Origin of the sequence: Vreelandella vilamensis (genome assembly GCF_031451755.1) — a bacterium.
Lineage (GTDB): Bacteria > Pseudomonadota > Gammaproteobacteria > Pseudomonadales > Halomonadaceae > Vreelandella > Vreelandella vilamensis.
Genome location: NZ_JARWAN010000002.1, coordinates 199,296 through 219,298, shown reverse-complemented (window position 1 = coordinate 219,298; position 20,003 = coordinate 199,296). Strand labels below are relative to the sequence as shown.

Annotated in this window: 18 protein-coding genes; 14 read left to right on the top strand and 4 right to left on the bottom strand. The window is 57.7% G+C overall.

The genetic code is table 11. From position 1 onward, the window contains the following. Nucleotides 1-30 precede the first annotated feature (30 nt). Nucleotides 31-1,530 carry an exodeoxyribonuclease I gene (sbcB, locus tag QC823_RS02210; RefSeq protein WP_309654726.1) on the top strand — a complete coding sequence of 500 codons (1,500 nt, stop codon included), beginning with the start codon at nucleotides 31-33 and terminating at the stop codon, nucleotides 1,528-1,530. Nucleotides 1,531-1,607: 77 nt separating this feature from the next. Here the strand turns inward: sbcB and QC823_RS02205 are convergent, their stop codons facing one another. Further along, the gene (locus tag QC823_RS02205; protein WP_309654725.1) at nucleotides 1,608-4,457 is read right to left on the bottom strand and encodes an insulinase family protein; all 2,850 of its coding nucleotides are present in this window, start codon (nucleotides 4,455-4,457) and stop codon (nucleotides 1,608-1,610) included. Nucleotides 4,458-4,466: 9 nt separating this feature from the next. Beyond that, on the bottom strand, nucleotides 4,467-5,141 hold the full coding sequence (locus tag QC823_RS02200; RefSeq protein WP_309654724.1) for an SOS response-associated peptidase: 675 nt from the start codon (nucleotides 5,139-5,141) through the stop codon (nucleotides 4,467-4,469). Between the two features lie 201 nt (nucleotides 5,142-5,342). On the opposite strand from QC823_RS02200, the gene QC823_RS02195 reads away from it, so the two are divergent. Continuing rightward, entirely contained in the window at nucleotides 5,343-5,957 is a 615-nt protein-coding gene (locus QC823_RS02195; RefSeq protein ID WP_309654723.1) for a TetR/AcrR family transcriptional regulator, read from the top strand. After that, on the top strand, nucleotides 5,957-6,613 hold the full coding sequence (locus QC823_RS02190) for a 1-acyl-sn-glycerol-3-phosphate acyltransferase (RefSeq protein WP_309654722.1): 657 nt from the start codon (nucleotides 5,957-5,959) through the stop codon (nucleotides 6,611-6,613). The genes QC823_RS02195 and QC823_RS02190 overlap by 1 nt, the downstream gene beginning before the upstream one ends. On the opposite strand, the gene QC823_RS02185 is transcribed toward QC823_RS02190, so the two are convergent. Both QC823_RS02185 and QC823_RS02180 read right to left on the bottom strand, forming a co-directional pair. Next, nucleotides 6,610-7,884, bottom strand: a complete 1,275-nt coding sequence (locus QC823_RS02185) for an HlyC/CorC family transporter (RefSeq protein ID WP_309654721.1) — start codon at nucleotides 7,882-7,884, stop codon at nucleotides 6,610-6,612. The two genes, QC823_RS02190 and QC823_RS02185, sit on opposite strands and share 4 nt — an antisense overlap. 96 nt (nucleotides 7,885-7,980) lie before the next feature. Beyond that, on the bottom strand, nucleotides 7,981-8,778 hold the full coding sequence (locus QC823_RS02180; protein ID WP_309654720.1) for a cytochrome C assembly family protein: 798 nt from the start codon (nucleotides 8,776-8,778) through the stop codon (nucleotides 7,981-7,983). 231 nt (nucleotides 8,779-9,009) lie between these two features. Between QC823_RS02180 and ffh the strand changes: the two genes are divergently transcribed. The 11 genes from ffh to QC823_RS02125 all read left to right on the top strand — a co-directional run bounded on the left by ffh (nucleotide 9,010) and on the right by QC823_RS02125 (nucleotide 19,969). Beyond that, nucleotides 9,010-10,446 (top strand): signal recognition particle protein, encoded by a 1,437-nt coding sequence (ffh, locus tag QC823_RS02175; RefSeq protein ID WP_309654719.1) that lies wholly within the window; start codon nucleotides 9,010-9,012, stop codon nucleotides 10,444-10,446. Between the two features lie 295 nt (nucleotides 10,447-10,741). Then, nucleotides 10,742-10,990 carry a 30S ribosomal protein S16 gene (rpsP, locus tag QC823_RS02170; RefSeq protein ID WP_179930001.1) on the top strand — a complete coding sequence of 83 codons (249 nt, stop codon included), beginning with the start codon at nucleotides 10,742-10,744 and terminating at the stop codon, nucleotides 10,988-10,990. Between the two features lie 33 nt (nucleotides 10,991-11,023). Further along, nucleotides 11,024-11,569, top strand: coding sequence for a ribosome maturation factor RimM (gene rimM / locus QC823_RS02165; RefSeq protein ID WP_309654718.1), 546 nt, complete (start codon nucleotides 11,024-11,026; stop codon nucleotides 11,567-11,569). Nucleotides 11,570-11,616: 47 nt separating this feature from the next. Continuing rightward, entirely contained in the window at nucleotides 11,617-12,378 is a 762-nt protein-coding gene (gene trmD, locus QC823_RS02160) for a tRNA (guanosine(37)-N1)-methyltransferase TrmD (protein WP_309654744.1), read from the top strand. Between the two features lie 169 nt (nucleotides 12,379-12,547). Beyond that, a complete protein-coding gene (rplS, locus tag QC823_RS02155) occupies nucleotides 12,548-12,904 on the top strand; it encodes a 50S ribosomal protein L19 (protein ID WP_309654717.1) in 357 nt (118 codons plus the stop codon). Between the two features lie 141 nt (nucleotides 12,905-13,045). Further along, complete coding sequence (xerD, locus tag QC823_RS02150; RefSeq protein ID WP_309654743.1) at nucleotides 13,046-13,927, top strand: site-specific tyrosine recombinase XerD; 882 nt, start codon at nucleotides 13,046-13,048, stop codon at nucleotides 13,925-13,927. 22 nt (nucleotides 13,928-13,949) lie between these two features. Continuing rightward, nucleotides 13,950-14,672 (top strand): DsbC family protein, encoded by a 723-nt coding sequence (locus tag QC823_RS02145; RefSeq protein ID WP_309654716.1) that lies wholly within the window; start codon nucleotides 13,950-13,952, stop codon nucleotides 14,670-14,672. Between the two features lie 104 nt (nucleotides 14,673-14,776). Continuing rightward, nucleotides 14,777-16,093 (top strand): homoserine dehydrogenase, encoded by a 1,317-nt coding sequence (locus tag QC823_RS02140; protein ID WP_309654715.1) that lies wholly within the window; start codon nucleotides 14,777-14,779, stop codon nucleotides 16,091-16,093. Between the two features lie 15 nt (nucleotides 16,094-16,108). Then, on the top strand, nucleotides 16,109-17,497 hold the full coding sequence (gene thrC, locus QC823_RS02135; RefSeq protein ID WP_309654714.1) for a threonine synthase: 1,389 nt from the start codon (nucleotides 16,109-16,111) through the stop codon (nucleotides 17,495-17,497). Between the two features lie 10 nt (nucleotides 17,498-17,507). Further along, nucleotides 17,508-19,307: a single-stranded-DNA-specific exonuclease RecJ gene (locus tag QC823_RS02130; RefSeq protein ID WP_309654713.1), complete on the top strand. Its 1,800-nt coding sequence runs from the start codon at nucleotides 17,508-17,510 to the stop codon at nucleotides 19,305-19,307. Between the two features lie 44 nt (nucleotides 19,308-19,351). Continuing rightward, nucleotides 19,352-19,969 carry a DUF6198 family protein gene (locus QC823_RS02125; RefSeq protein ID WP_309654712.1) on the top strand — a complete coding sequence of 206 codons (618 nt, stop codon included), beginning with the start codon at nucleotides 19,352-19,354 and terminating at the stop codon, nucleotides 19,967-19,969. Nucleotides 19,970-20,003 lie beyond the last annotated feature (34 nt).

The following is a 20,003-nucleotide window of genomic DNA, read 5'->3' as shown; positions in this document are numbered from 1 at the left end:
TTATTAAAAATAAGTGGAGCACGGGTTTTCATGGCGCCACCTAACGCGGCCCCGGCCAGCTTTCTCTGGCACGATTACGAAACGTTTGGCGCCGACCCGCGGCGCGACCGCCCGGCACAGTTCGCGGCGCTACGCACTGATGCCGAGCTCAACGAAATCGGCGAGCCGATTGAGCTTTACTGTAAGCCCGCTGATGATTTTCTGCCGCATCCAGCGGCGTGCCTGATCACTGGCATTACCCCGCAAAAAGCCCGCCATAAAGGCTTGCCTGAGACGGAGTTTGCGGGAGAAGTGCTGCGCCATATGAACGAGCCCGGCACGTGCGTGGTGGGCTACAATAATTTGCGCTTTGACGACGAAATTTCGCGCCACCTGTTTTACCGTAATCTCCTTGATCCCTACGCTCGGGAGTGGCAAAACGGTAATTCTCGCTGGGATTTAATCGATGTCGTGCGCGCATTTTATGCCCTTCGCCCCACCGGTATTGAGTGGCCCCTGCGCGACGATGGCGCACCAAGTTTTAAACTCGAAGACCTTACTGCCGCCAATGGTATTGAGCATGGCGGGGCTCATGATGCCCTGGCCGATGTGCGTGCCACCATTGCACTGGCGCGGCTTCTGCGTGAGCGTAATGCCAATTTGTTTGATTACTTGCTAGGGCTTCGCGGTAAGCGTGCGGTGGCCAAACTGTTGGATTTGCCTCACGCTAAGCCGCTGTTGCACATTTCCCGGCGTTACCCGGCAAGCCGTGGCTGCAGTGCCTTGGTCATGCCGCTGGCGGAGCACCCCTCCAACCCCAACGGGGTGATTGTTTACGATTTGAGCGTCGACCCGAGTGAGCTATTATCGCTCTCCGCCGCCGAGGTGCGTGAACGCGTCTTTGTCAGCCAACAGGATTTGGCCGAAGGCGAAACGCGCATTCCACTTAAAGTGATCCATATTAACCGCTGCCCAGTGGTGTTTCCGGCCAGTGCGCTGAAAGACGTTTCTGGCCCGCATCAGGGAGAGTACGGCGAGATTGTGTCCCGCTTGGGGCTGGATATGCCCGCTTGCCGGGCGCACTGGAAAGCCTTGCACGACGCTATCGTGCCGGTGGCTAATAAAGTGGCTGAGGTGTTTGCAGAAGGTTATGCCGAGGGCGTGCAAGACCCTGATTTGATGCTCTATTCCGGCGGCTTTTTCTCCGCGGCAGACCGTCAGCAAATGGAGCGTGTGCGCAGCATGGAGCCGTGGGATCTGGTCGGGCAGCGCTTTGCTTTCCAAGACCCTCGCCTTGAGGAAATGCTGTTTCGCTATCGGGCGCGCAACTACCCCGAAACGTTGGAAGGCGAGGAGTTAGCGCAGTGGGAGGCGTTTCGTTGGTCACGGCTAAATGACCCGGCTCTGGCAGGTTTCACGCTGAAAGACTTTGCCCGCGAGATTGAGCGTTACAACCAGCAATCACTGAGCGACCGCGAACGGCAAATTCTTGAAGAGTTAGTGATGCACATTGAGGCGATTTTGCCGGCCCAAGCCTTTGATGCCGACTAACGGCAACGAGCGGAGGGGCGCAATGCCCCTCCTGATGGTTGCCGGTACGGGTTTGCAAGTGCCGTATTAACTTGCGGTTAACGCGCAAATGCCTCAAGCGATTCGCGATAGGCTTTGACGTCGCTTTTCTCATCATTGGGATCAAAGCGGATATCAAGTGTCCGCTCGCGTAGCGTGTCCCATAACCCCCGCAGATCATCGACATTTACCTCAAGAGCCAAATCGGCGCGCTGCTCGCGGCGGTCGAACGCAACGTCATCCAGCGCGGTCGTCTGCCAGTGTCGGTTAGCCAGTGCTTCAAGGCTGGTATCGCGCTGGGTTAGGCGCTCATATACCGCCTGTCGGTAAGGCGCCAGCGCCTCATTATCAAGCTCGTGCAACCGCATTTCGGCCTCTTGTAGAAAGGCATCCATACGTTCGGCAATCGCGGCGCTTGGTGTATCCGGTGACTGCACCACAAGCGCTATGCCCGGTGCTTCAAGTAGCGGCGAGTAGCCGGCATTGACGATATAGCCTAGCTGCTCTTCGGTGCGCAGGCGTTGGTAGAACGGCGTCTCCAGCCATTGGGCCAACACAGCAGCGACCGCTTGTTGCTCAAGCGTTGCGGCGTCCCCTTGCAGGTAGCGCAGCACTAACGACTCATCCCGGGTGCTATTGGGGTGCAGCACCGGGGCATTCGCGTTGACGCTAAGCGGTGTGAGCTCTGGTATGTCGTCGCGGGTTAAGCGTGGGCGTAGCGCGCCGCGAATGAGTTCGGCCTGAGTCCTGGCGTTGGCCTCGTTGATGTTGCCGACGGCCATGGCATCCACGTACAGCGACGCTAAAAAGCGCTGGCGGAAGTCTTCAAGATGATGGCGGCGTAAGCGTTCACTGGCAGCTAAAAGTGCTTCGCTTGAAAACTGCGGGGTGAGAAGCGCTTCGCCGAGTGTGCGCTGCGCTTGGCGTGTGAGCGAATCATCGGGTGCGTTGCGCCATTCGCGTTGCAGCTGGAATTTCACCCGTTCGAATGCGCCATCGGCGATGTCCGCGTCTGCCAGTTGCGTTAGCGTACGCTCAATCAGCGGTGTTTGCCCGTCGCGCCAGCCGGAAAATGCCAGCGTGATGCCGCGCGAATGGGCGTAAGCCCTGAGCGACTGCCCGGCAAGCCGCGCGGGGTAGAGTGATTCGTTCAAGCTGTCGTTAAGCCATTGAGCCAACAACCGTGTTAACACCGCCTCTTCCGCTGAGTAACTCGTGCTGGGGTGCTGCAGGCTAACGCGCCACTCTACCTTAGGGGTATTAAAGCGATCCTCTTGCATGTGCCAGACGCGGAAAGTGGGGGCGTCGATCAAAGCGCCTGGCATGTCGTCGCTGCCCGTGAGAAGCGTTAAATCTTCCGCAATAAACGGGTTGGGGTTGGGCAGTGCCAAGCCCTTAAGCGGGGTGCCGGCCGTGGTTGAGGTTCCCTTGCGCCATTGGGTATTAAACCACGGCGAGACGCGCTCGCTTTCTACGTCGGGGCCGGTATAAACGCGTAGCCTTTGCGCCGGCGTTAGGTTGTCGAGGTAGGCGTGGTGCATTGCGGCGTCAAAGCCATCCATACGGTAGGGCGCATACTGCACGTCTTCGACTGGGTAGCGTGACAGATTCATCGCAAGCCCGGTGGCTTCCTGTTGCGGCGCGCCGTGTTGCTGAAAACGAAACGCCTGTTCACGCAGGTTTGCTTGCTCTTGGTAGCGCCATGGCTCCACGCCATGGGCACGAATGTTGTCGATGGCGGCAAACAGCGTGGCTTCAATGTCGTCGAGTCGCTCGGCACCTTCCGGCGTTAAGCTGACGGATACGCTAAATAACGCGTGCTCCCCATCGCGGCGCCCTACGCCAGCAGAGAGTCCATCGGCCAGGCCGGCTTCGCGCAACAACGCCAGTACGCTGCCATCACCCTCGTCGCCAATCAGGTGGCTGAGAAGCTGGGTGGGTTGGTGGGTGTAGTCGTCTATCGGGTCTGGGATGGGGAAGTGAAAGCGGACTTGGCGGCTGTCTTTCAGTGATTGGCGCTCTAGGGTGATCGGCAGTGCCTGTTCATCGACGAGCGGCTGATCAATCTGAGGTACCGTTAGCCCGCGATTGGGGATGGCGGCAAAGCGCTCGGCGACCCACTTTTCCAGTGTATCCAATGGTTGTGGGGCGACGATGGCGAGCGTCATGACGTTGGCATCGTAATGCTGATGATAAAAATCGATGACGCGCTCGCGCAGTGAGGGTTCGCCCTCTGGTCGGTCGGCTAGGGTTTCGCGACTGCCCACGGAGAAATGCGTCATTGGGTGGTTGGGGTTTAAGACCTGATTCATTACGTCGTTTTCGCGCCGGCCTTCGTCGCGGATGCGTGCCATGTACTCGGAATGGACAATATTGCGTTCGCTTTCGAGTTTCTCGGCATTAAACAGCGGCGAGAGGAAGAACGCGCTAAAGCGGTCGAGCGCACCCGGCAGCGCGGAGGGTTCGATATCAAAGAAATAATTGGTGTCTTGTGGGGCGGTAAAAGCGTTGTGCGAGCCAGCATTGCGGGAGATGTAGCCTTGGTAAGCATCCGATTCTGGGTACGGCTCGGTACCGAGAAACAGCATGTGTTCAAGAAAGTGCGCCAGCCCTTGAAGATCTTCAGGGTCTTGGGCACTGCCCACGCGTACATTCATCGACGTGGCGGCTTTGTCGGCGTCGGGGTCGCTGACCAGCAAGGTTTGCAGACCGTTTTCTAGCGTAAGTACGCGGTAACTGCGCTCATCAAACGGGCTAACGATGGGGGTAACGACATCGCTAACGCCTTTGGCGTTGCTGGCATTCGCAGGAGAAAACCCGAGCAGGCTCAGCGAAAGCGCCGTGCCTACCGCAAGGGGAGGCAGGGCAAACGGTCGGTGATAAGCAGGTAACGTAAAAATTCGTAACATTAATGACTCCTAAGGCGAAGCCCATTGCAGCATCGGGCCGACAGGGTGCGCGCAAGCCGGTGACTGATAGGCAGGGTTGTTCACATGTTTTGATACCGGAAAAGCGCCCAACAGTTTCAACGGCGCGGGGGTTAGTTGCCGTTTCGCTTTGGCGATGTCGGTTTCCGGGTGAAGCCATTGATCCATGTCGTTAGGCGCCACAAGCGCGGGTAAGCGGTCTGTGAGGGGGGAAAGCCATAAGTTGGCGGGCACGGTTATCAGCGCCATGGAATCGGTAAACTCGGTGAGCGTGGTGTGATAACGACACCAAAGCCCTGCCAGCAAGAGCGGTGTGCGCTGCACATGGGTAATCAAGTAAGGCTGTTTGCTTCTTGGCTTTATTTTCCACACGTAAAAGCCGTTTACCGGGATAAGACAGCGCCGCGATTGAAACGCGTCACGAAACATCGGGCGGGCGTCCAGCGTTTCGGCCCGCGCGCAGTGAGGGGCGTGATCGAGCACCTCCAGCCACGGCGGTGTCAGGCCCCAAAAAAGGGGGGTGAGACGGCGTTCGCCTTGCTCCCAACGGATCGTTGACACGCCTTGGCGTGGGGCTAGATTGGGTGATGTCACGAGGGGGGTGGCGACGTTGATGGCAAGCGCGTCAGGCAAGGCGTTGTCGCGAACATAAAGGCGTCCGGTCACACGAGCCTCCCAAGGGAGTGGAGTAAGGGCGTGGAGTCAAAAGACATGAGGCGAAATCAGCGTGTGAATGAAGCGCAATACAACATTCGTGTCGAAAGCGTATCGAAAACAGTGTTCGATTTGAGGTATCCTATCGTATTCCCTTTCTATGCAACAGTGCGAAAGGTTTTCCTCCTTCTGCTGTAACCTCAAGAGATTGCCATGGCCCGTCCACGTCAGCATGCGCCCGATGCCCTCCACGCGCAGGTAATGCACGCCTGTGATACGTGGTTGGAGGACAAGCCCGTTCACGGGTTATCGCTGCGTGCTATTGCCCGTGAGGTGGGGTGTGCGCCGAGTACGCTACTGAAACTCTACGGCAGCTTTAATAACTTGTTGCAGTACGTCAACGTCGAAACGCTGGCGCACTTGGAGCAGACGATTACCACGTTAGCCGCGGACGACCCGGAACCTTGGCTGCGTTCGCTGGCCCACGCGTACTGGCAATACGCTGAGCAGGCATGCTATCGCTGGCAATTACTTTTTGACTACCCCCTCGCCCAGGAAGGAGAGCTTGATCAACGTCAGAGTGACTTGATCGAAGCGCTGTTTACCCAAGTCGAAAATTGTTTGAAACGCTACCAGCCCGCGCTAGATGAACTAGAAGCACGGCGGTTGGCTCGCACGCTGTGGGGCAGTGTGCATGGGCTCGTACAATTAGGCTTGAATGAGCGGCTTGGCTATTGGCAGGGGCAGCAGCTTAAAGTCGATGAGCTCTTAGAGCAGCTGTTAAGTACGGTGCTGGCTGGGCTTCGTCATCATGGGGTTGTTGAGTGATGGCGCCAGTGGTTTATATGCGCTACGGGTTGCGTTGGGTGATTCTGGCAATAATGCGGATTTGTTACCGCTTAACGGTGCGCGGCCAGCATCATGTGCCGAATAAAGGCGCGGCGCTGATGGTCTGCAATCATGTCAGTTTCATGGATGCGCTTGTGCTAGGGGGCGCGAGCCCACGGCCGGTGCGTTTTGTCATGGATCAGCCGATTTTTGAGTCGCCCTGGCTGAAATGGTGGTTTCAGCTGGTGGGGGCGATTCCGGTTGAGTCGGAGCGACGTAATCCCGGTTCGCTACGTCGCGCGCTTGACGAGGTGAGCCAGGCATTACAAAACGGCGAGGTGGTGATGGTGTTTCCGGAAGGTCGGTTAACTCCCGATGGAGACGTCCAAACGTTTCGCCGTGGCGTGGAGACGATTCTTGCCCGCGATGCCGTGCCGGTGATTCCGGTTGGACTTGCGGGGCTTTGGGGGTCTTGGACGTCAAACCAAGGCGGGCCGGCATTGAAAAAGTGGCCCAAGCGCTTTCGCGCACGGGTGAGCTTGCACTTTGGCCCGTCAGTGGATCCGCGCAACACGCAAGAGGTGGCGTTACGCCGCTATCTTGAAGCGCGGGTTCGCGTGCTTAAAGCTGCCGCGCTTGAAGACGTGCGTCCTTAACGTCGGCCGCTGCGTGCCGCCTGCCAGCAGCGCGCTGAGGTAATCAGATTGTCGCGAATTTCGATTATCTCCATTCGCGTGGTACCGATTTGCAGGCATGCGGCGCCATCCGGAAAAGACTCCAAGTGCTCCAGAATTAGGCCGTTAAGGGTTTTGGGACCATCGGTCGGCAGGTGCCAGCCCAGCAGCTTATTGATATCGCGAATATTGGCGGTCCCCTCGATGACGTGGCTGCCATCTTCTTGGGTGTGAATCTCCTCATCTTCAGAAACGTCGGTCGTAAACTCGCCGACAATCTCTTCGAGAATATCCTCTAGTGTCACAAGGCCTTCTACGTCGCCATACTCATCGACAACAATGCCAATGCGGCGCTTTTGCTTTTGAAAGTTGAGTAATTGCGTGTGCAGTGGCGTGGATTCGGGGATGAAATAAGGCTCACGCGCCTCTTGGACGATGGCGGCTTTGGTGACTTCGGGTCGTGAGAGAAAGCGTGCGGCGTTACGTAGATGCAGCATGCCGACAATGTTGTTGATATCGCCTTTATAGACCGGAAGCCGTGTGTGTTGGCTGGTGCGAATTTGCTGCAAGATTTCCTCAAGCGAGTCGTCAAGGTCGATGCCTAGCACTTCCTGGCGGGGGACAAGAATGTCATTGACCGTGACATTCTCAAGATCAAGGATAGACAAGAGCATGGCCTGGTGACGGTAAGGAATCATGCTGCCCGCTTCATGCACCACGGTGCGAAGCTCGTCCCGCGTTAAATTGTCACCGCCGTTTTCAACACTTTTTACGCCCGCTAGGCGCAGTAAACCGTTGGAGATGACATTGACTAACAGCACCAGCGGATAGAGCAATTTTAACAGCGGTATCAGCACGCGGGAGGCGGGATACGCGATGCGCTCTGGCCTGATGGCGGCGTAGGTTTTGGGTGTCACCTCGGCAAAGATCAAAATCGTTATGGTCAGTAAAACAGTAGCAACGGCGGGGCCTGTCACTTCGCCAAAGAAGTGAATGGCAATAATGGTGGCAATCGACGCTGCCAGGTTATTGACAAAGTTATTGCCAATTAAGATAACGCCAATAAGGCGGTCAGGGCGCGCTAACAAATGCAGCACGCGCTTAGCCCGAGAGTCGCCGCTATTCGCCTGGTGGCTCAGGCGGTAGCGGTTGATTGACATCATTCCGGTCTCAGAGCTGGAGAAAAATGCAGACAAGAAAATGAGTAGCGCTAGCAGGCTAAAGAGTAGTCCCAGAGGGAAATCGTCGCTCAAGTTGGGCGTCCTTTATTGCGTGTCGAGCTTGGTTTTTAGAAGTTAGGCCTTTGCGTGTCAAGGCAACGAAAGTCAGAGTGACACGCTTAGGCTCGCCTAGCGGTTTAGCAATATCTCAAGCACGAACTTGCTGCCGAAATACGCGAGTAGCAAAAAACCGCAGCCGGCGAGTGTCCATTTGACGGCACGCATGCCGCGCCAGCCAAAACGGTAGCGGCCGACCAGTAGCGTGGTAAACACCAACCAAGCAACAATCGAAAGTAGTGTTTTATGCACCAAATGCTGGGCGAATAGGTTGTCTAAAAAGAGAAAGCCGCTGGCGATGGAAAGCGTCAACAGCAGCACGCCCGCCCACACGAGCTCAAACAACACTCGCTCCATGGTGGTCAAGGGCGGTAGGGATTGCACAATCCCACGGATATGGTGATGCCGCAGGGCCTGGTTTTGCAGCCCCACCAACACCGCTTGAACCGCGGCAATGGCGAGTATGGCAAAGGCCAGGGCGGAACTAATGGCATGAAGCAAAATGCCCGGCGTTAGCCCGGTTTCGCTACCCTGGCTTGGCAGCCCCGTCGCCGTAATGAGCACGATGCCGGCGAGAGGAAAGAGGGCCACGCCAGCATTAAGCACCGGCTTGAACAAGCTGGCCACTAAGACCACGTTAACCGCGACGGCCATGAAAAGCGTCGCGCTGGTGGTGAAGCCAGGCAACAGCCCCGGCGCTTGGCCCAACAGTTTGACCACCATGGGGATATGCAACAGAAGACCTAACGCCGCGAGCACGCGGACCATGCCCGGGCGTGGCGGTACGCGACGCAGAAGTGTCATGCCCTGCCAAGTTCCAGCGGCGATATAGAGAATAAAAGCCATCGTGGCGAAAGGGAGCGCCTGCATAATGCAATCCGTACGCTGTTTAGCGTGTTAATGAGAACATATCGTGAAAAGACGCCACTACTATAACCAATCCGTTGCGCTGCGCACAGACGCTTGAGGCGCAATTGCACTGTCTGTTTGGCCGCGTAGGCACGCCACCCATGGAGACTCGCGGCGCCAGGGCGTATAATCGCCCCCATTCTTGTCCGCGGCGCGTGCGCCTTGTGACCACGACGGAGGCAGAGAGGCCCCATGTTTCAGAATCTTAGTGAGCGTCTATCGCAGACGCTAAAGTCGATCAAAGGTCAGGCACGCCTGACCGACGATAATATCAAAGACACCCTGCGTGAGGTGCGTCGCGCGCTGTTGGAAGCCGACGTTGCGCTGCCGGTGGTGAAAGACTTTATCGAACGTGTGCGCGAGCGGGCGGTGGGCCAAGAAGTCTCGAAGAGCCTGTCGCCAGGTCAGCAGTTCGTCAAAATCGTCCAGCAAGAGTTGGAAGTCACCATGGGCGAGGCCAACGAGGGGCTTAGCCTTAAAGGCACGCCCGCCGTGGTGTTGATGGCTGGCTTGCAGGGCGCGGGTAAAACGACCTCGGTGGCGAAGCTGGCGCGTTACTTGCGCGAGCGTGAAAAGAAAAAAGTGCTGGTCGTGTCAGCGGACGTCTACCGCCCGGCGGCGATTGATCAGCTAGAGACGCTGGCGAAAGAAGTTGAGGTCGATTTCTTCCCCTCGCGCTCAGATCAAAAACCGGTTGATATTGCCAATGCGGCAATGAAGCACGCCAAAATTCAGTTCCATGATGTGGTGCTGGTCGATACGGCGGGGCGTCTGGCCATTGATGAAGCGATGATGGCCGAGATTCAAGCGCTGCACCAGGCGATTAAGCCGGATGAGACGCTGTTCGTGGTCGATGCCATGACGGGCCAGGATGCGGTCAATACCGCCAAGGCATTCCACGAAGCGCTGCCGCTGACCGGGGTGATTCTCACCAAGGCCGACGGTGATGCTCGTGGCGGCGCGGCGCTTTCAGTGCGCCATATCACCGGTAAACCGATCAAGTTTATGGGGGTGGGGGAGAAGGTTGATGCACTGGAACCCTTCCACCCAGATCGCGTGGCGTCGCGCATCCTCGGCATGGGCGATATGCTGTCGCTGATTGAGGAAGCCGAGCGCACCGTCGATCAATCCAAAGCGGAAAAGCTGGCCAAAAAGGTCAAAAAAGGCGACGGCTTCGACCTTGAAGACTTTCGTGATCAGCTTCAGCAACTCAAGAAAATGGGCGGCATGGGCGGTTTGCTCGGTAAGATGCCGGGGATGGGGCAGATGGCCGAGATGGCGCAGGGTCCCGGCCCTGAAAAAGAGTTGGCCAAACTTGAAGCGCTGATCAACTCCATGACGCCTAAAGAACGCCATAAGCCTGACATCATTAACGGCTCGCGCAAGCGCCGCATCGCCAACGGTGCCGGGTTGCAAGTGCCGGATCTTAACCGTCTGCTCAAGCAGCACAAGCAGATGCAAAAAATGATGAAGAAAGCCGGCAAAAAAGGCGGGATGCAAAAAATGATGCGCGGCATGTCCGGTATGATGGGCGGCGGCGGTCCTGGTGGACCCGGTGGCCCAGGCGGCATGGGTGGTATGGGTGGCCCCGGGGGTATGGGCGGCCCGGGTGGCTTCCCTCGTCGCTAGCGTTATAGCGCTGCCCTGTTGTTGGTGACGCGTTGTGGTGAAACGTTGTTGCAAACCGTATTGCAAGCCGTCGCGTCTAAGCGTTGCGGCCAAACGGGGCAGTTTTCCTGCGCCTAGGCTTTCCAAATTGGGCGCATTTGCGTAGAATGCGGCCTCTTCATGCGTAGGGGGTGCGTCAATATGGCGTTGCTTGATGCGTTATGAGGGGCTTAAAACACGATTTTATATCGTCGATAGAGGCTTAAACCGTTAGTGGTTACCTCTCTTGTAACCTCAACCGAAGGATAGTTATCGTATGGTTACCATTCGTTTGGCACGTGGTGGCGCCAAAAAGCGTCCCTTTTACCATCTGACCGTGACTGACTCACGCAATGCGCGCGACGGTCGTTTCATCGAGCGTATCGGCTTTTTCAACCCGGTCGCCCGTGGCCAAGAAGAGCGTCTGCGCGTCGATCTCGACCGTGTTGTTCACTGGCAGAACCACGGCGCGCAGCTTTCTGGCCGCGTTGCAGAGCTGGTTAAAGAAGCACGTAAGCAAGCCTAAGTTTGCTTCAATGCTGTCGAGCCGAGGTCGTCAATGACGCGTTTTGCAACCCATCACTTAGACGACACGCACGTGGTGCTCGGCAAGTTGACTAGCCCCCATGGGGTGAAAGGCTGGCTTAAGGTGTATGCCTATACGAGTCCCATTGACAGTATTTTTGATTACCCCGAATGGTGGCTGCGTAAAGATGAGAATCTAACGTGCTATACCGTGACTCAGGGGCGTCGGCAAGGCAAAGGCTTGGTGGTTCAGCTTGAGGGCGTGGAGAACCGCGACGCGGCCGAAATGCTGGCGAACGCGGATATTCTAATGCCCAAAGAGGCGCTACCAGCGCTTTCCGACGATGAGTATTATTGGCATGAGCTCGAAGGTTTAAGCGTCTTGACTCAGGCCGGCGAACGGTTAGGGCGGGTCAGTTACCTGTTCGAAACCGGCGCCAACGATGTCATGGTGGTACGCGGCGATGCTGAGGCGATCGACAAGCGCGAGCGTTTACTGCCGTTTCTCCCCGGCGATGTCATTATCGACGTGGATACAAACGCGCAGTGCATGGTGGTGGATTGGGATCCTGAGTTTTGACTGAGCATTTTGAACAGGATGCGCAGGACTTCGATGTTCCGCCTGCCATGTGGATTGGGGTCGTATCGCTTTTCCCTGAAATGTTCGATGCGCTGACCCGTCACGGGGTTACCGGTCGAGCGGTCGAGCGTGCGCAAATTGCGCTGGAGTTCTGGAATCCACGCGATTACGCCACCGACCGCCATCGCAGTGTCGATGATCGCCCCTACGGCGGTGGCCCTGGCATGTTGATGAAGGTTGACACGCTGCGCAGTGCGATTGCGGATGCACGTAAGCGTGCGTTCGCCGCTACCGGTAAAACGCCGAAAGTGATCTATCTCTCCCCTCAGGGGCGCACGTTAGATCAGCAGGGCGTAAAAGCCCTGGCGAGTGAAAGCCCGTTAGTGGTGGTCGCGGGACGCTACGAAGGCATCGACGAGCGTGTGGTGGAACATGACATTGATGAAGAATGGTCGATTGGCGACTATGTGCTGAGCGGCGGTGAACTGCCGGCGATGGTGCTAATTGACGCGGCGGCAAGGCTGGTTCCCGGCGTGTTAGGGCATCAAGATTCCGCCATTGAGGACTCATTTAATGATGGCTTGTTGGACTGTCCGCATTACACGCGTCCGGAAGTGATTGACGGGCGGCAGGTACCGGACATTCTGCTAAGTGGCAACCACGCAGCGATCCGACGCTGGCGATTGAAACAATCGCTGGGCCGCACGTGGCAGCGGCGTCCTGATCTACTCGAAGGGCGAACGTTGAGTTCCGAGCAGCGCAAGCTGTTGGATGAGTTCATCGAGGAATACGCTGTGACCAATCGGTAGGTCAAAGCGGCGGTGCAGGGCGAAGGCGAGTTATGTAAGTCGAACGTACACGCCGCGTACCTGTGTCACCCATCACGACTCCCGTGTGGCTCGTTTTGAGCGCCGGGATCACGGCTTCCGCCTTCCACAACTGAGCGGTTAAGCCACAAAGTTATTTAGGAGTGAGATGATGAGCAGTAAAAACAAGGTGATCCAGGCGCTTGAAGCCGAGCAAATGGGCAAGGAAATTCCGGCATTCGCCCCGGGTGACACCATCATTGTTCAGGTAAAAGTGAAGGAAGGTAACCGCGAGCGTTTGCAGGCCTTTGAAGGCGTTGTCATCGGTAAGCGTAACCGTGGTCTGAACTCCGCATTCACCGTGCGTAAGATTTCTCACGGTGTGGGTGTTGAGCGTACCTTCCAAACCTACAGCCCGCTGGTTGACTCCATCGAAATCAAGCGCCGTGGTGACGTTCGCCAGGCCAAGCTCTACTATCTGCGTGAGCGCAGCGGTAAGTCGGCGCGTATCAAGGAAAAGCTGGCGTAAGCCAGGCTTACCACAGACGCTGCCGCTGTGCGGCGCGTCTGGATACCAAAACCCCGTCACCGCTTTGCGGGGCGGGGTTTTGTTTGTCGACTAATCACTGTCGTTAATCGTTGTCGTTAATAACTGTGAGACTGCTTGCCTATGGACCTTATTGACGCCTTTCTGGATAGCCTTTGGCTAGAGCGTGGCGCCAGTGAGCATACGCTAGCGGCCTACCGGCGAGATTTGAGCGCTTGGAGCGCGTGCTTGGTCGAACAGGGCGGTGAGCTGACTGCGCCGCCTGACGGCGTGCTCATCGCTTGGTTTGATGAGCGTCGGGCACAGGGGTATCAGTTGCGTAGCAATGCACGGCTACTCTCCAGTTTGCGTAGTTTCTACCGTTGGGCACGTTTGAATGGTCATGCCGAGCGTGACCCACTCGCGACCATCAAACTGCCTCGCGTGCAGCCAGGATTGCCCCATACGCTTGATGAAGATGAGGTGGAGCGACTGCTTATCGCGCCCGATACCGCCACTGCCATCGGCGTGCGCGACCGTGCTATGTTGGAGCTTTTATACGCCTGTGGCCTGCGTGTTTCTGAGCTTGTAGGCTTAACGCTTGATGCGCTCAACCTGAAGCAAGGGGTGGTGCGCGTGCGCGGCAAGGGCGATAAAGACCGCCTGGTGCCGCTCGGTGATGAAGCGGCGGATTGGCTTGAGCGTTACTTACGCACCGCGCGTAATGAAATGATGAAGGACCCGATGCGTCCGGCGCTTTTTCCTGGGCGCAGCGATAACTCCATGACGCGGCAGACGTTTTGGCACCGCGTCAAAGCGCATGCGATCACCGCGGGGATTCGCAAACCGCTTTCGCCGCACACGCTGCGCCATGCGTTTGCCACGCATTTATTGAATCATGGCGCCAATTTGCGGGTCGTACAGCTGCTGTTAGGCCATAGCGACCTTTCCACTACCCAAATTTATACCCATGTCGCGCAGGCTCGATTAGAGAGCCTGCACGCACATCATCACCCACGAGGTTAAGCGGACAATGCGTCGATACCCAATGTTTACCCTGGCTCTGGCTGCCGCGCTCTTACCGGTGACGGCGATAGCGCAAAGCGTGCCTGAGCAGTTAGCCAACTCCTTAAGCGTTAATGGCCAAGCCATGCCGGTGGAAGACGTGACCGAAACACCGCTAGACGGTATTTATCAGGTGCGTCTGACCAGCGGTGAATCTTTCTACTCTAACGCTGATGGTAGCCACTTTGTGGTGGGCGATTTGTACGAAAACAGCGATAACGGGCTTGTGAACCTCACCGAGCAGGCGCGCAATCAAGAGCGTATTGCGGCACTACAGGCGGTACCGCAAAGCGAGCAAATCATCTTTCGCGGTATAGAGGAGCCTGAGGCGACGGTGACGGTTTTTACCGACACCAGCTGCCCTTATTGCTCGCGGCTGCATGAAACCGTGCCGGAACTCAATGCGCGTGGCATAGCCGTTCACTATTTAGCGTTCCCACGAAGCGGCATGCAAAGCGAAGCGGCCCGGGTGATGCAGCAGGTCTGGTGCGCCGATAACCCCAGCGAGGCGATGACGGCGGCCAAGCAAGGCGAAGCGCTTTCGAGCAGCGCTAGTTGCGATAATCCGGTAGCATCGCAGTACGATTTGGGCTTAGCGCTCGGCGTGGAGGGTACGCCCGCGATTATTCTTCCAGATGGCCAAATCGTGCCCGGCTTTGTGCCGCCGGAACGCTTGACCGCCATGCTGGGCCTGGATGACGAATAAGGTGCGAGACGCCTAGGCTATAACGATTCAGTCACTTTTTAACGCTGAGACACACGCACTTTTAAGTACATACATTCGAGTGCAATACGGAGAGGGGATTTATTTTGAAACCGGTGAGAGTAGGCATCTGTGGGCTAGGTACGGTCGGTGGCGGTACCTTTAACGTGCTAACACGCAACGCGGACGACATCGCCCGTCGCGCGGGGCGCCCTATTGTGATTGAGCAGGTGGCGCATCGCAGCATCCATCCCGATTGCGACATCACCGGTATTAAAGCCACCACTGATGTATTCGAAGTGGCCCGCAACCCCGACATCGATGTTATCGTCGAGTTGATTGGTGGCTACGATACGGCCCGTGAGCTGGTGTTAACCGCAATTGATAACGGCAAACACGTGGTTACTGCCAACAAAGCACTGATCGCGGTACACGGTAACGAAATCTTTCAGGCCGCCCACGAAAAAGGCGTGATTGTCGCGTTTGAAGCCGCCGTTGCCGGCGGTATTCCAGTGATTAAATCGCTGCGCGAAGGGCTCGGTGCCAACCGTATCGAGTGGGTCGCGGGTATCATCAACGGCACCGGCAACTACATCCTGACGCACATGCGCGACGAAGGCCGTGCCTTCGAAGACGTGCTCGCCGAAGCCCAAGCCCTTGGCTATGCCGAATCCGACCCGACGTTTGATGTGGAAGGGATCGATGCCGCGCACAAGCTCACCATTCTCGCCTCCATCGCTTACGGCGTGCCGCTGCAGTTCGATAAAGCCTTCACCGAAGGCATCGCCCGGATTACCGCCGAAGATGTCGAACAGGCGGATAACCTGGGCTTTATCATTAAGCACTTGGGTATTTCTAAGCGCACCGAAGCGGGGCTTGAGCTGCGCGTTCACCCGACGTTGATTCCCAAAGAGCGCCTTCTCGCCAACGTGCACGGGGTGAAAAACGCCATCGAAGTGATGGGCGACGCCGTGGGGCCGACACTTTACTACGGCGCCGGCGCCGGCGCGGAACCCACAGCCTCAGCCGTGGTGGCGGATTTGTTGGACGTGGCGCGCGATATCGCCACCGACCACCATTACCGTGTGCCGTATCTGGCTTTCAGTGGCGTCGGCCAAAGCGCTAACGCGCTGCCGATTATGCCGATGGAGGAGATCACCACGGCTTACTACCTGCGCTTGTTGGCGGTGGACCGCCCCGGCGTGTTGGCGCGCGTGGCTACCATCCTTGCCGAGCAGGGCATTTCGATTGAAGCGTTGATCCAGAAAGAAGCCACCGAAGGCGAGCTGGTGCCGATCATTTTGATGACGCACCGCACCAAAGAGAAGCAGATGAACGATGCGATTCGTGAAATCGAATCCATGGCAGACATTGCCGGCGCCGTGACCCGTATCCGTGTCGAAAGTCTGGACGAAGGCGAATAAAAGGAGCATAACGCCATGCGTTATATCAGCACGCGCGGGCAGGCGCCCGCGTTGTCTTTCGAAGAGGTGGTGCTCACCGGAATGGCGAGCGACGGTGGCCTTTACGTGCCGGAAACCTTGCCTTCGTTCTCGCACACCGAGCTTGCCGAGATGGCGGGCCTGTCTTATGCCGAGATCGCGTTTCGCGTGATGAAGCCGTTCGTGAACGGTGAAATCGACGACGCGACATTCCGCCAGCTTGTGCATGACGCCTACGCGACGTTTAACCACGACGCCGTGGTGCCGCTTAAGCAACTCGACGCCAATCACTTTTTGTTGGAGCAGTTTCACGGCCCGACGCTGGCTTTCAAAGACGTCGCGCTGCAACTACTAGGCCGCATTCTCGATCACTTCCTGAAAAAGCGCGGCGAACGTGCGGTGATTATGGGCGCCACGTCCGGCGATACCGGCTCGGCGGCGATTGAAGGGTGTCGTCATTGCGACAACCTGGATATTTTTATCCTGCACCCATATAACCGCGTCTCCGAGGTGCAGCGTCGCCAGATGACCACGGTGTTGGCCAACAACGTGTTCAACATTGCCATTGAGGGCAATTTCGACGACGCCCAGGCAATGGTGAAGGCGAGCTTCGCCAATCAAGACTTTTTGAACGGCACGCGACTGGTGGCGGTGAACTCGATCAACTGGGCGCGCATCATGGCGCAAATCGTTTACTACGTGGCGTCAGGTGTTGCCTTGGGCGCGCCACACCGCGAGGTGAGCTTTTGTGTGCCGTCGGCGAATTTTGGCAACGTCTTTGCCGGCTTTATGGCGTATAAGATGGGCTTACCGGTGAAGCAGTTCATCATTGCCACCAACGCCAACGATATCCTTCACCGCACGCTAACAGCGAACGATTTCTCCAAGCAAGAGTTGGCCGCCACGCTTGCGCCATCAATGGATATTGTCGTTTCGTCCAACTTTGAGCGCTTGCTGTTTGACGCCTACGAGCGTGACGGGGCGGCGGTAGCGGCCTTGCTGGAACGCTTCCAACAAGAGCCCACGGCGCTTGCCGACGCACCGCTGGCTAAGCTGCGCGAGAAATTTGCCAGCCACAGCGTGGATGATGCGACGATTCTGGAAGTGATCCGCGAAGCGCACCACCGCACCGGCGAAATCCTCGATCCGCACACCGCTACCGGTTATCGCGCCGCCGAGCGTGCCCGGGCCGATCAGTCCACGCCGGTCATTACGCTTGCCACCGCGCACCCGGCGAAATTCGCCGAGGCCGTGGTGAAAGCGGGCTTCCCCGGTGTGTCGCTGCCCCCGCACATGGATGATTTATTGGAGCGTGAAGAGCGCTATAGCGTGTTGCCCTCCGAGCTTAGCGCGGTGCAGCAGTTCGTCGCCGAACATCGGCGCTAAACGGGGTGATATGAACGCGCTAACCGATTTGCCCCTTAGTCTGACGCAACCGCGCCTGGAGCCTCGTCCCCGCGACGAGGCCATTTACACGCGCGCTCAGGACGAAGGCTTAAGCGAGCTGCAGGCGCGCCTTTTGGCCTCGCGGTTACCGGGCTATGAAGGCGAACTTGCGCCGCTAGTGTCGCCGAGTTTGCGCTACCTGGCCCACCCGGAGAAGCTCAAAGACGGCCGCCGCGCCGCCGAGCGTATCGCTCAGGCCGTGGCCGAGGGCGAATCGATCGGTATTCTGACCGATTACGACGTCGACGGGATCACCTCGCACGTGGTCATTCGGCGCACGCTGGTCGAGCTTTTTGGTGTGCCCGAAAGCAAGCTGCACAGTTTGATTGGTCACCGAATTCACGATGGATACGGCATTAGCCTGCCGCTCGTTGAGCGCACACTCGCCCTCAAGCCTGAGCCAACGCTGGTGATCACTGCCGACTGCGGAAGCTCTGACGAGCCACGCATTGCGCGGATGAAAGCGGCCGGGATCGACGTGGTAGTGAGTGACCACCACGCACTGCCGCTAGAAGGCCCGCCGGCCTCGGCTTTTGCCTGTGTGAACCCCACGCGGGAAGATTGCGCTTATCCGGATAAAACCATCGCTGGCTGCATGGTGGCGTGGCTTTTAATGTCGCTTGCCCGCGGCGTGCTGATCGAGTGGGGCGCCTTGTCAGAAGCGACGCCTAAGCTCTCGCCGTGGCTCTCTTACGTGGCGCTAGGTACCGTGGCGGACTGCGTATCGCTAGGGGGCAGCCCCGCCAACCGCGCGGTGGTCAGTCACGGACTTACGCTGATTAACCGCATGGACGCCGCTTGCTGGCGCGCAATGGCTGCCCGTCTTGGGCAAGATAGCGTGCCGTTTAACGCTGAAACCCTGGCGTTTCAGATGGGGCCGCGCATCAATGCCCGCTCGCGGCTCGATGACCCCTATGCGGCGTTGCATTTTATGCTCGCGGAAAGCGATGGCGTGGCAACGCGCCAACTCAACGTGCTCGATGAGGACAACCAGTCGCGCAAAGCAATTGAAGCCGACATGGCCGAAGAAGCATGCGCCCTGGCTGCCGATGACCTCGCCGCTGACTCGCCTGCTGTCGTGGTGCTGCTTGAAGATGGCCACCCTGGCGTTCAAGGCATTGTTGCATCGCGGCTGGTGCAAGCCTACGGCCGCCCCGCGCTTGTGCTGACGCAAGCGGCGCAGCCGGGAATGCTCACTGGCTCGGGTCGCTCAATCGACGGCCTGCACCTGCGCGACTCGCTGCAGCGCACTTTTGAGCTCGCGCCTGAGGCGCTGCCGCGCTTTGGCGGCCACAGTGGGGCGGCGGGAGTCGGTGTGCCTCGCGAGCAGTTAGATGCGTTTAAAGCCGCGTTTTTACACGCCGTGAGCGAGCAGCTCGGCGACACGCCGCTTTACCCGCGGCTCTGGACCGACGGCGAGCTATCTACCGCGCAGTTAACCCTTGGTACGCTCAGTGAGATCGAAGCACTGGGTCCTTATGGGCGCGAGTTTGACCCGCCGCTGTTTGAGGGACGTTTTATTGTTGAGGCATTGCGCCCGGTGGGGGCTGACGGCACCCATTTAATGCTGGAGCTCTCCACGGGGCCGGTTACCTGCAAGGCGATTTGGTTTCGTGCCCTCACCCCTGGCGAGCTGCCTTCGTTTAGCGTGGGCGATACGTTGCACTGCGCGTATAAGCTTAATCGCAACCGTTGGCGTGGCCGCGATTCATTGCAGCTGATGGTCGAGCACGCCCGTCCCGTTGCATAAAACGTTAGCGTAAAACTCCTCTCCTCTTAAGTAAGGACACTGTCATGCGCGTGGAAGATTTTCCCCAAGACCCGCACAAGCCCTATGAAGACGTGATGGCGATGCTGCTCGGCACATTGTTCGTGGCGCTAGGCGTGACATTTTATACCCATTCGGTATTGCTGACCGGCAGCACCGCGGGGATGGCGCTGCTGATCAACTATATAATTGGTGGCGGCTTTGGCGTTTGGTTTTTTGCCATCAATCTGCCGTTTTATTACTTGGCCATTAAGCGCATGGGCTGGAGCTTTACGCTGCGCACCTTTGCCGCCATTGGCTTGGTGTCGCTTTTCTCAGAGCTAACCCAGGGCTGGGTGCAGTTTGCCGAGGTGCCATCGCTTTATGCCGCTATCATGGGCGGGGGGTTAATGGGTATCGGCATGCTGATGCTGTTTCGCCACCGCACAAGCCTTGGCGGTATCAATATTTTGGCGCTCTACCTGCAAGACCGTCACGGCCTGCGTGCAGGCTATGTGCAGCTGGGTATCGACGGTTTGATTTTGCTCGTTGCACTGACGCAGCTGCCGCTGGATCGCGTCGGCTATTCGGTACTCGGCGCATTGACGCTCAACCTGATTATCGCCCTGAATCACAAGCCAGGGCGTTATATTGGGGTGAGCTGAAGAAACTTTTTCGTTTTTAGTGGGCAGCAGTGCT

Coding starts and splice junctions, on each gene's coding strand:
- QC823_RS02195 (WP_309654723.1), top strand. CDS start 5,343: ATGGCCCGTCCACGTCAGCATGCGCCCGATGCCCTCCACGCGCAGGTA.
- QC823_RS02130 (WP_309654713.1), top strand. CDS start 17,508: ATGAACGCGCTAACCGATTTGCCCCTTAGTCTGACGCAACCGCGCCTG.
- ffh (WP_309654719.1), top strand. CDS start 9,010: ATGTTTCAGAATCTTAGTGAGCGTCTATCGCAGACGCTAAAGTCGATC.
- sbcB (WP_309654726.1), top strand. CDS start 31: ATGGCGCCACCTAACGCGGCCCCGGCCAGCTTTCTCTGGCACGATTAC.
- QC823_RS02180 (WP_309654720.1), bottom strand. CDS start 8,778: ATGCAGGCGCTCCCTTTCGCCACGATGGCTTTTATTCTCTATATCGCC.
- QC823_RS02145 (WP_309654716.1), top strand. CDS start 13,950: ATGTTTACCCTGGCTCTGGCTGCCGCGCTCTTACCGGTGACGGCGATA.
- QC823_RS02190 (WP_309654722.1), top strand. CDS start 5,957: ATGGCGCCAGTGGTTTATATGCGCTACGGGTTGCGTTGGGTGATTCTG.
- rpsP (WP_179930001.1), top strand. CDS start 10,742: ATGGTTACCATTCGTTTGGCACGTGGTGGCGCCAAAAAGCGTCCCTTT.
- thrC (WP_309654714.1), top strand. CDS start 16,109: ATGCGTTATATCAGCACGCGCGGGCAGGCGCCCGCGTTGTCTTTCGAA.
- QC823_RS02125 (WP_309654712.1), top strand. CDS start 19,352: ATGCGCGTGGAAGATTTTCCCCAAGACCCGCACAAGCCCTATGAAGAC.
- rimM (WP_309654718.1), top strand. CDS start 11,024: ATGACGCGTTTTGCAACCCATCACTTAGACGACACGCACGTGGTGCTC.
- rplS (WP_309654717.1), top strand. CDS start 12,548: ATGAGCAGTAAAAACAAGGTGATCCAGGCGCTTGAAGCCGAGCAAATG.
- trmD (WP_309654744.1), top strand. CDS start 11,617: ATGTGGATTGGGGTCGTATCGCTTTTCCCTGAAATGTTCGATGCGCTG.
- xerD (WP_309654743.1), top strand. CDS start 13,046: ATGGACCTTATTGACGCCTTTCTGGATAGCCTTTGGCTAGAGCGTGGC.
- QC823_RS02205 (WP_309654725.1), bottom strand. CDS start 4,457: ATGTTACGAATTTTTACGTTACCTGCTTATCACCGACCGTTTGCCCTG.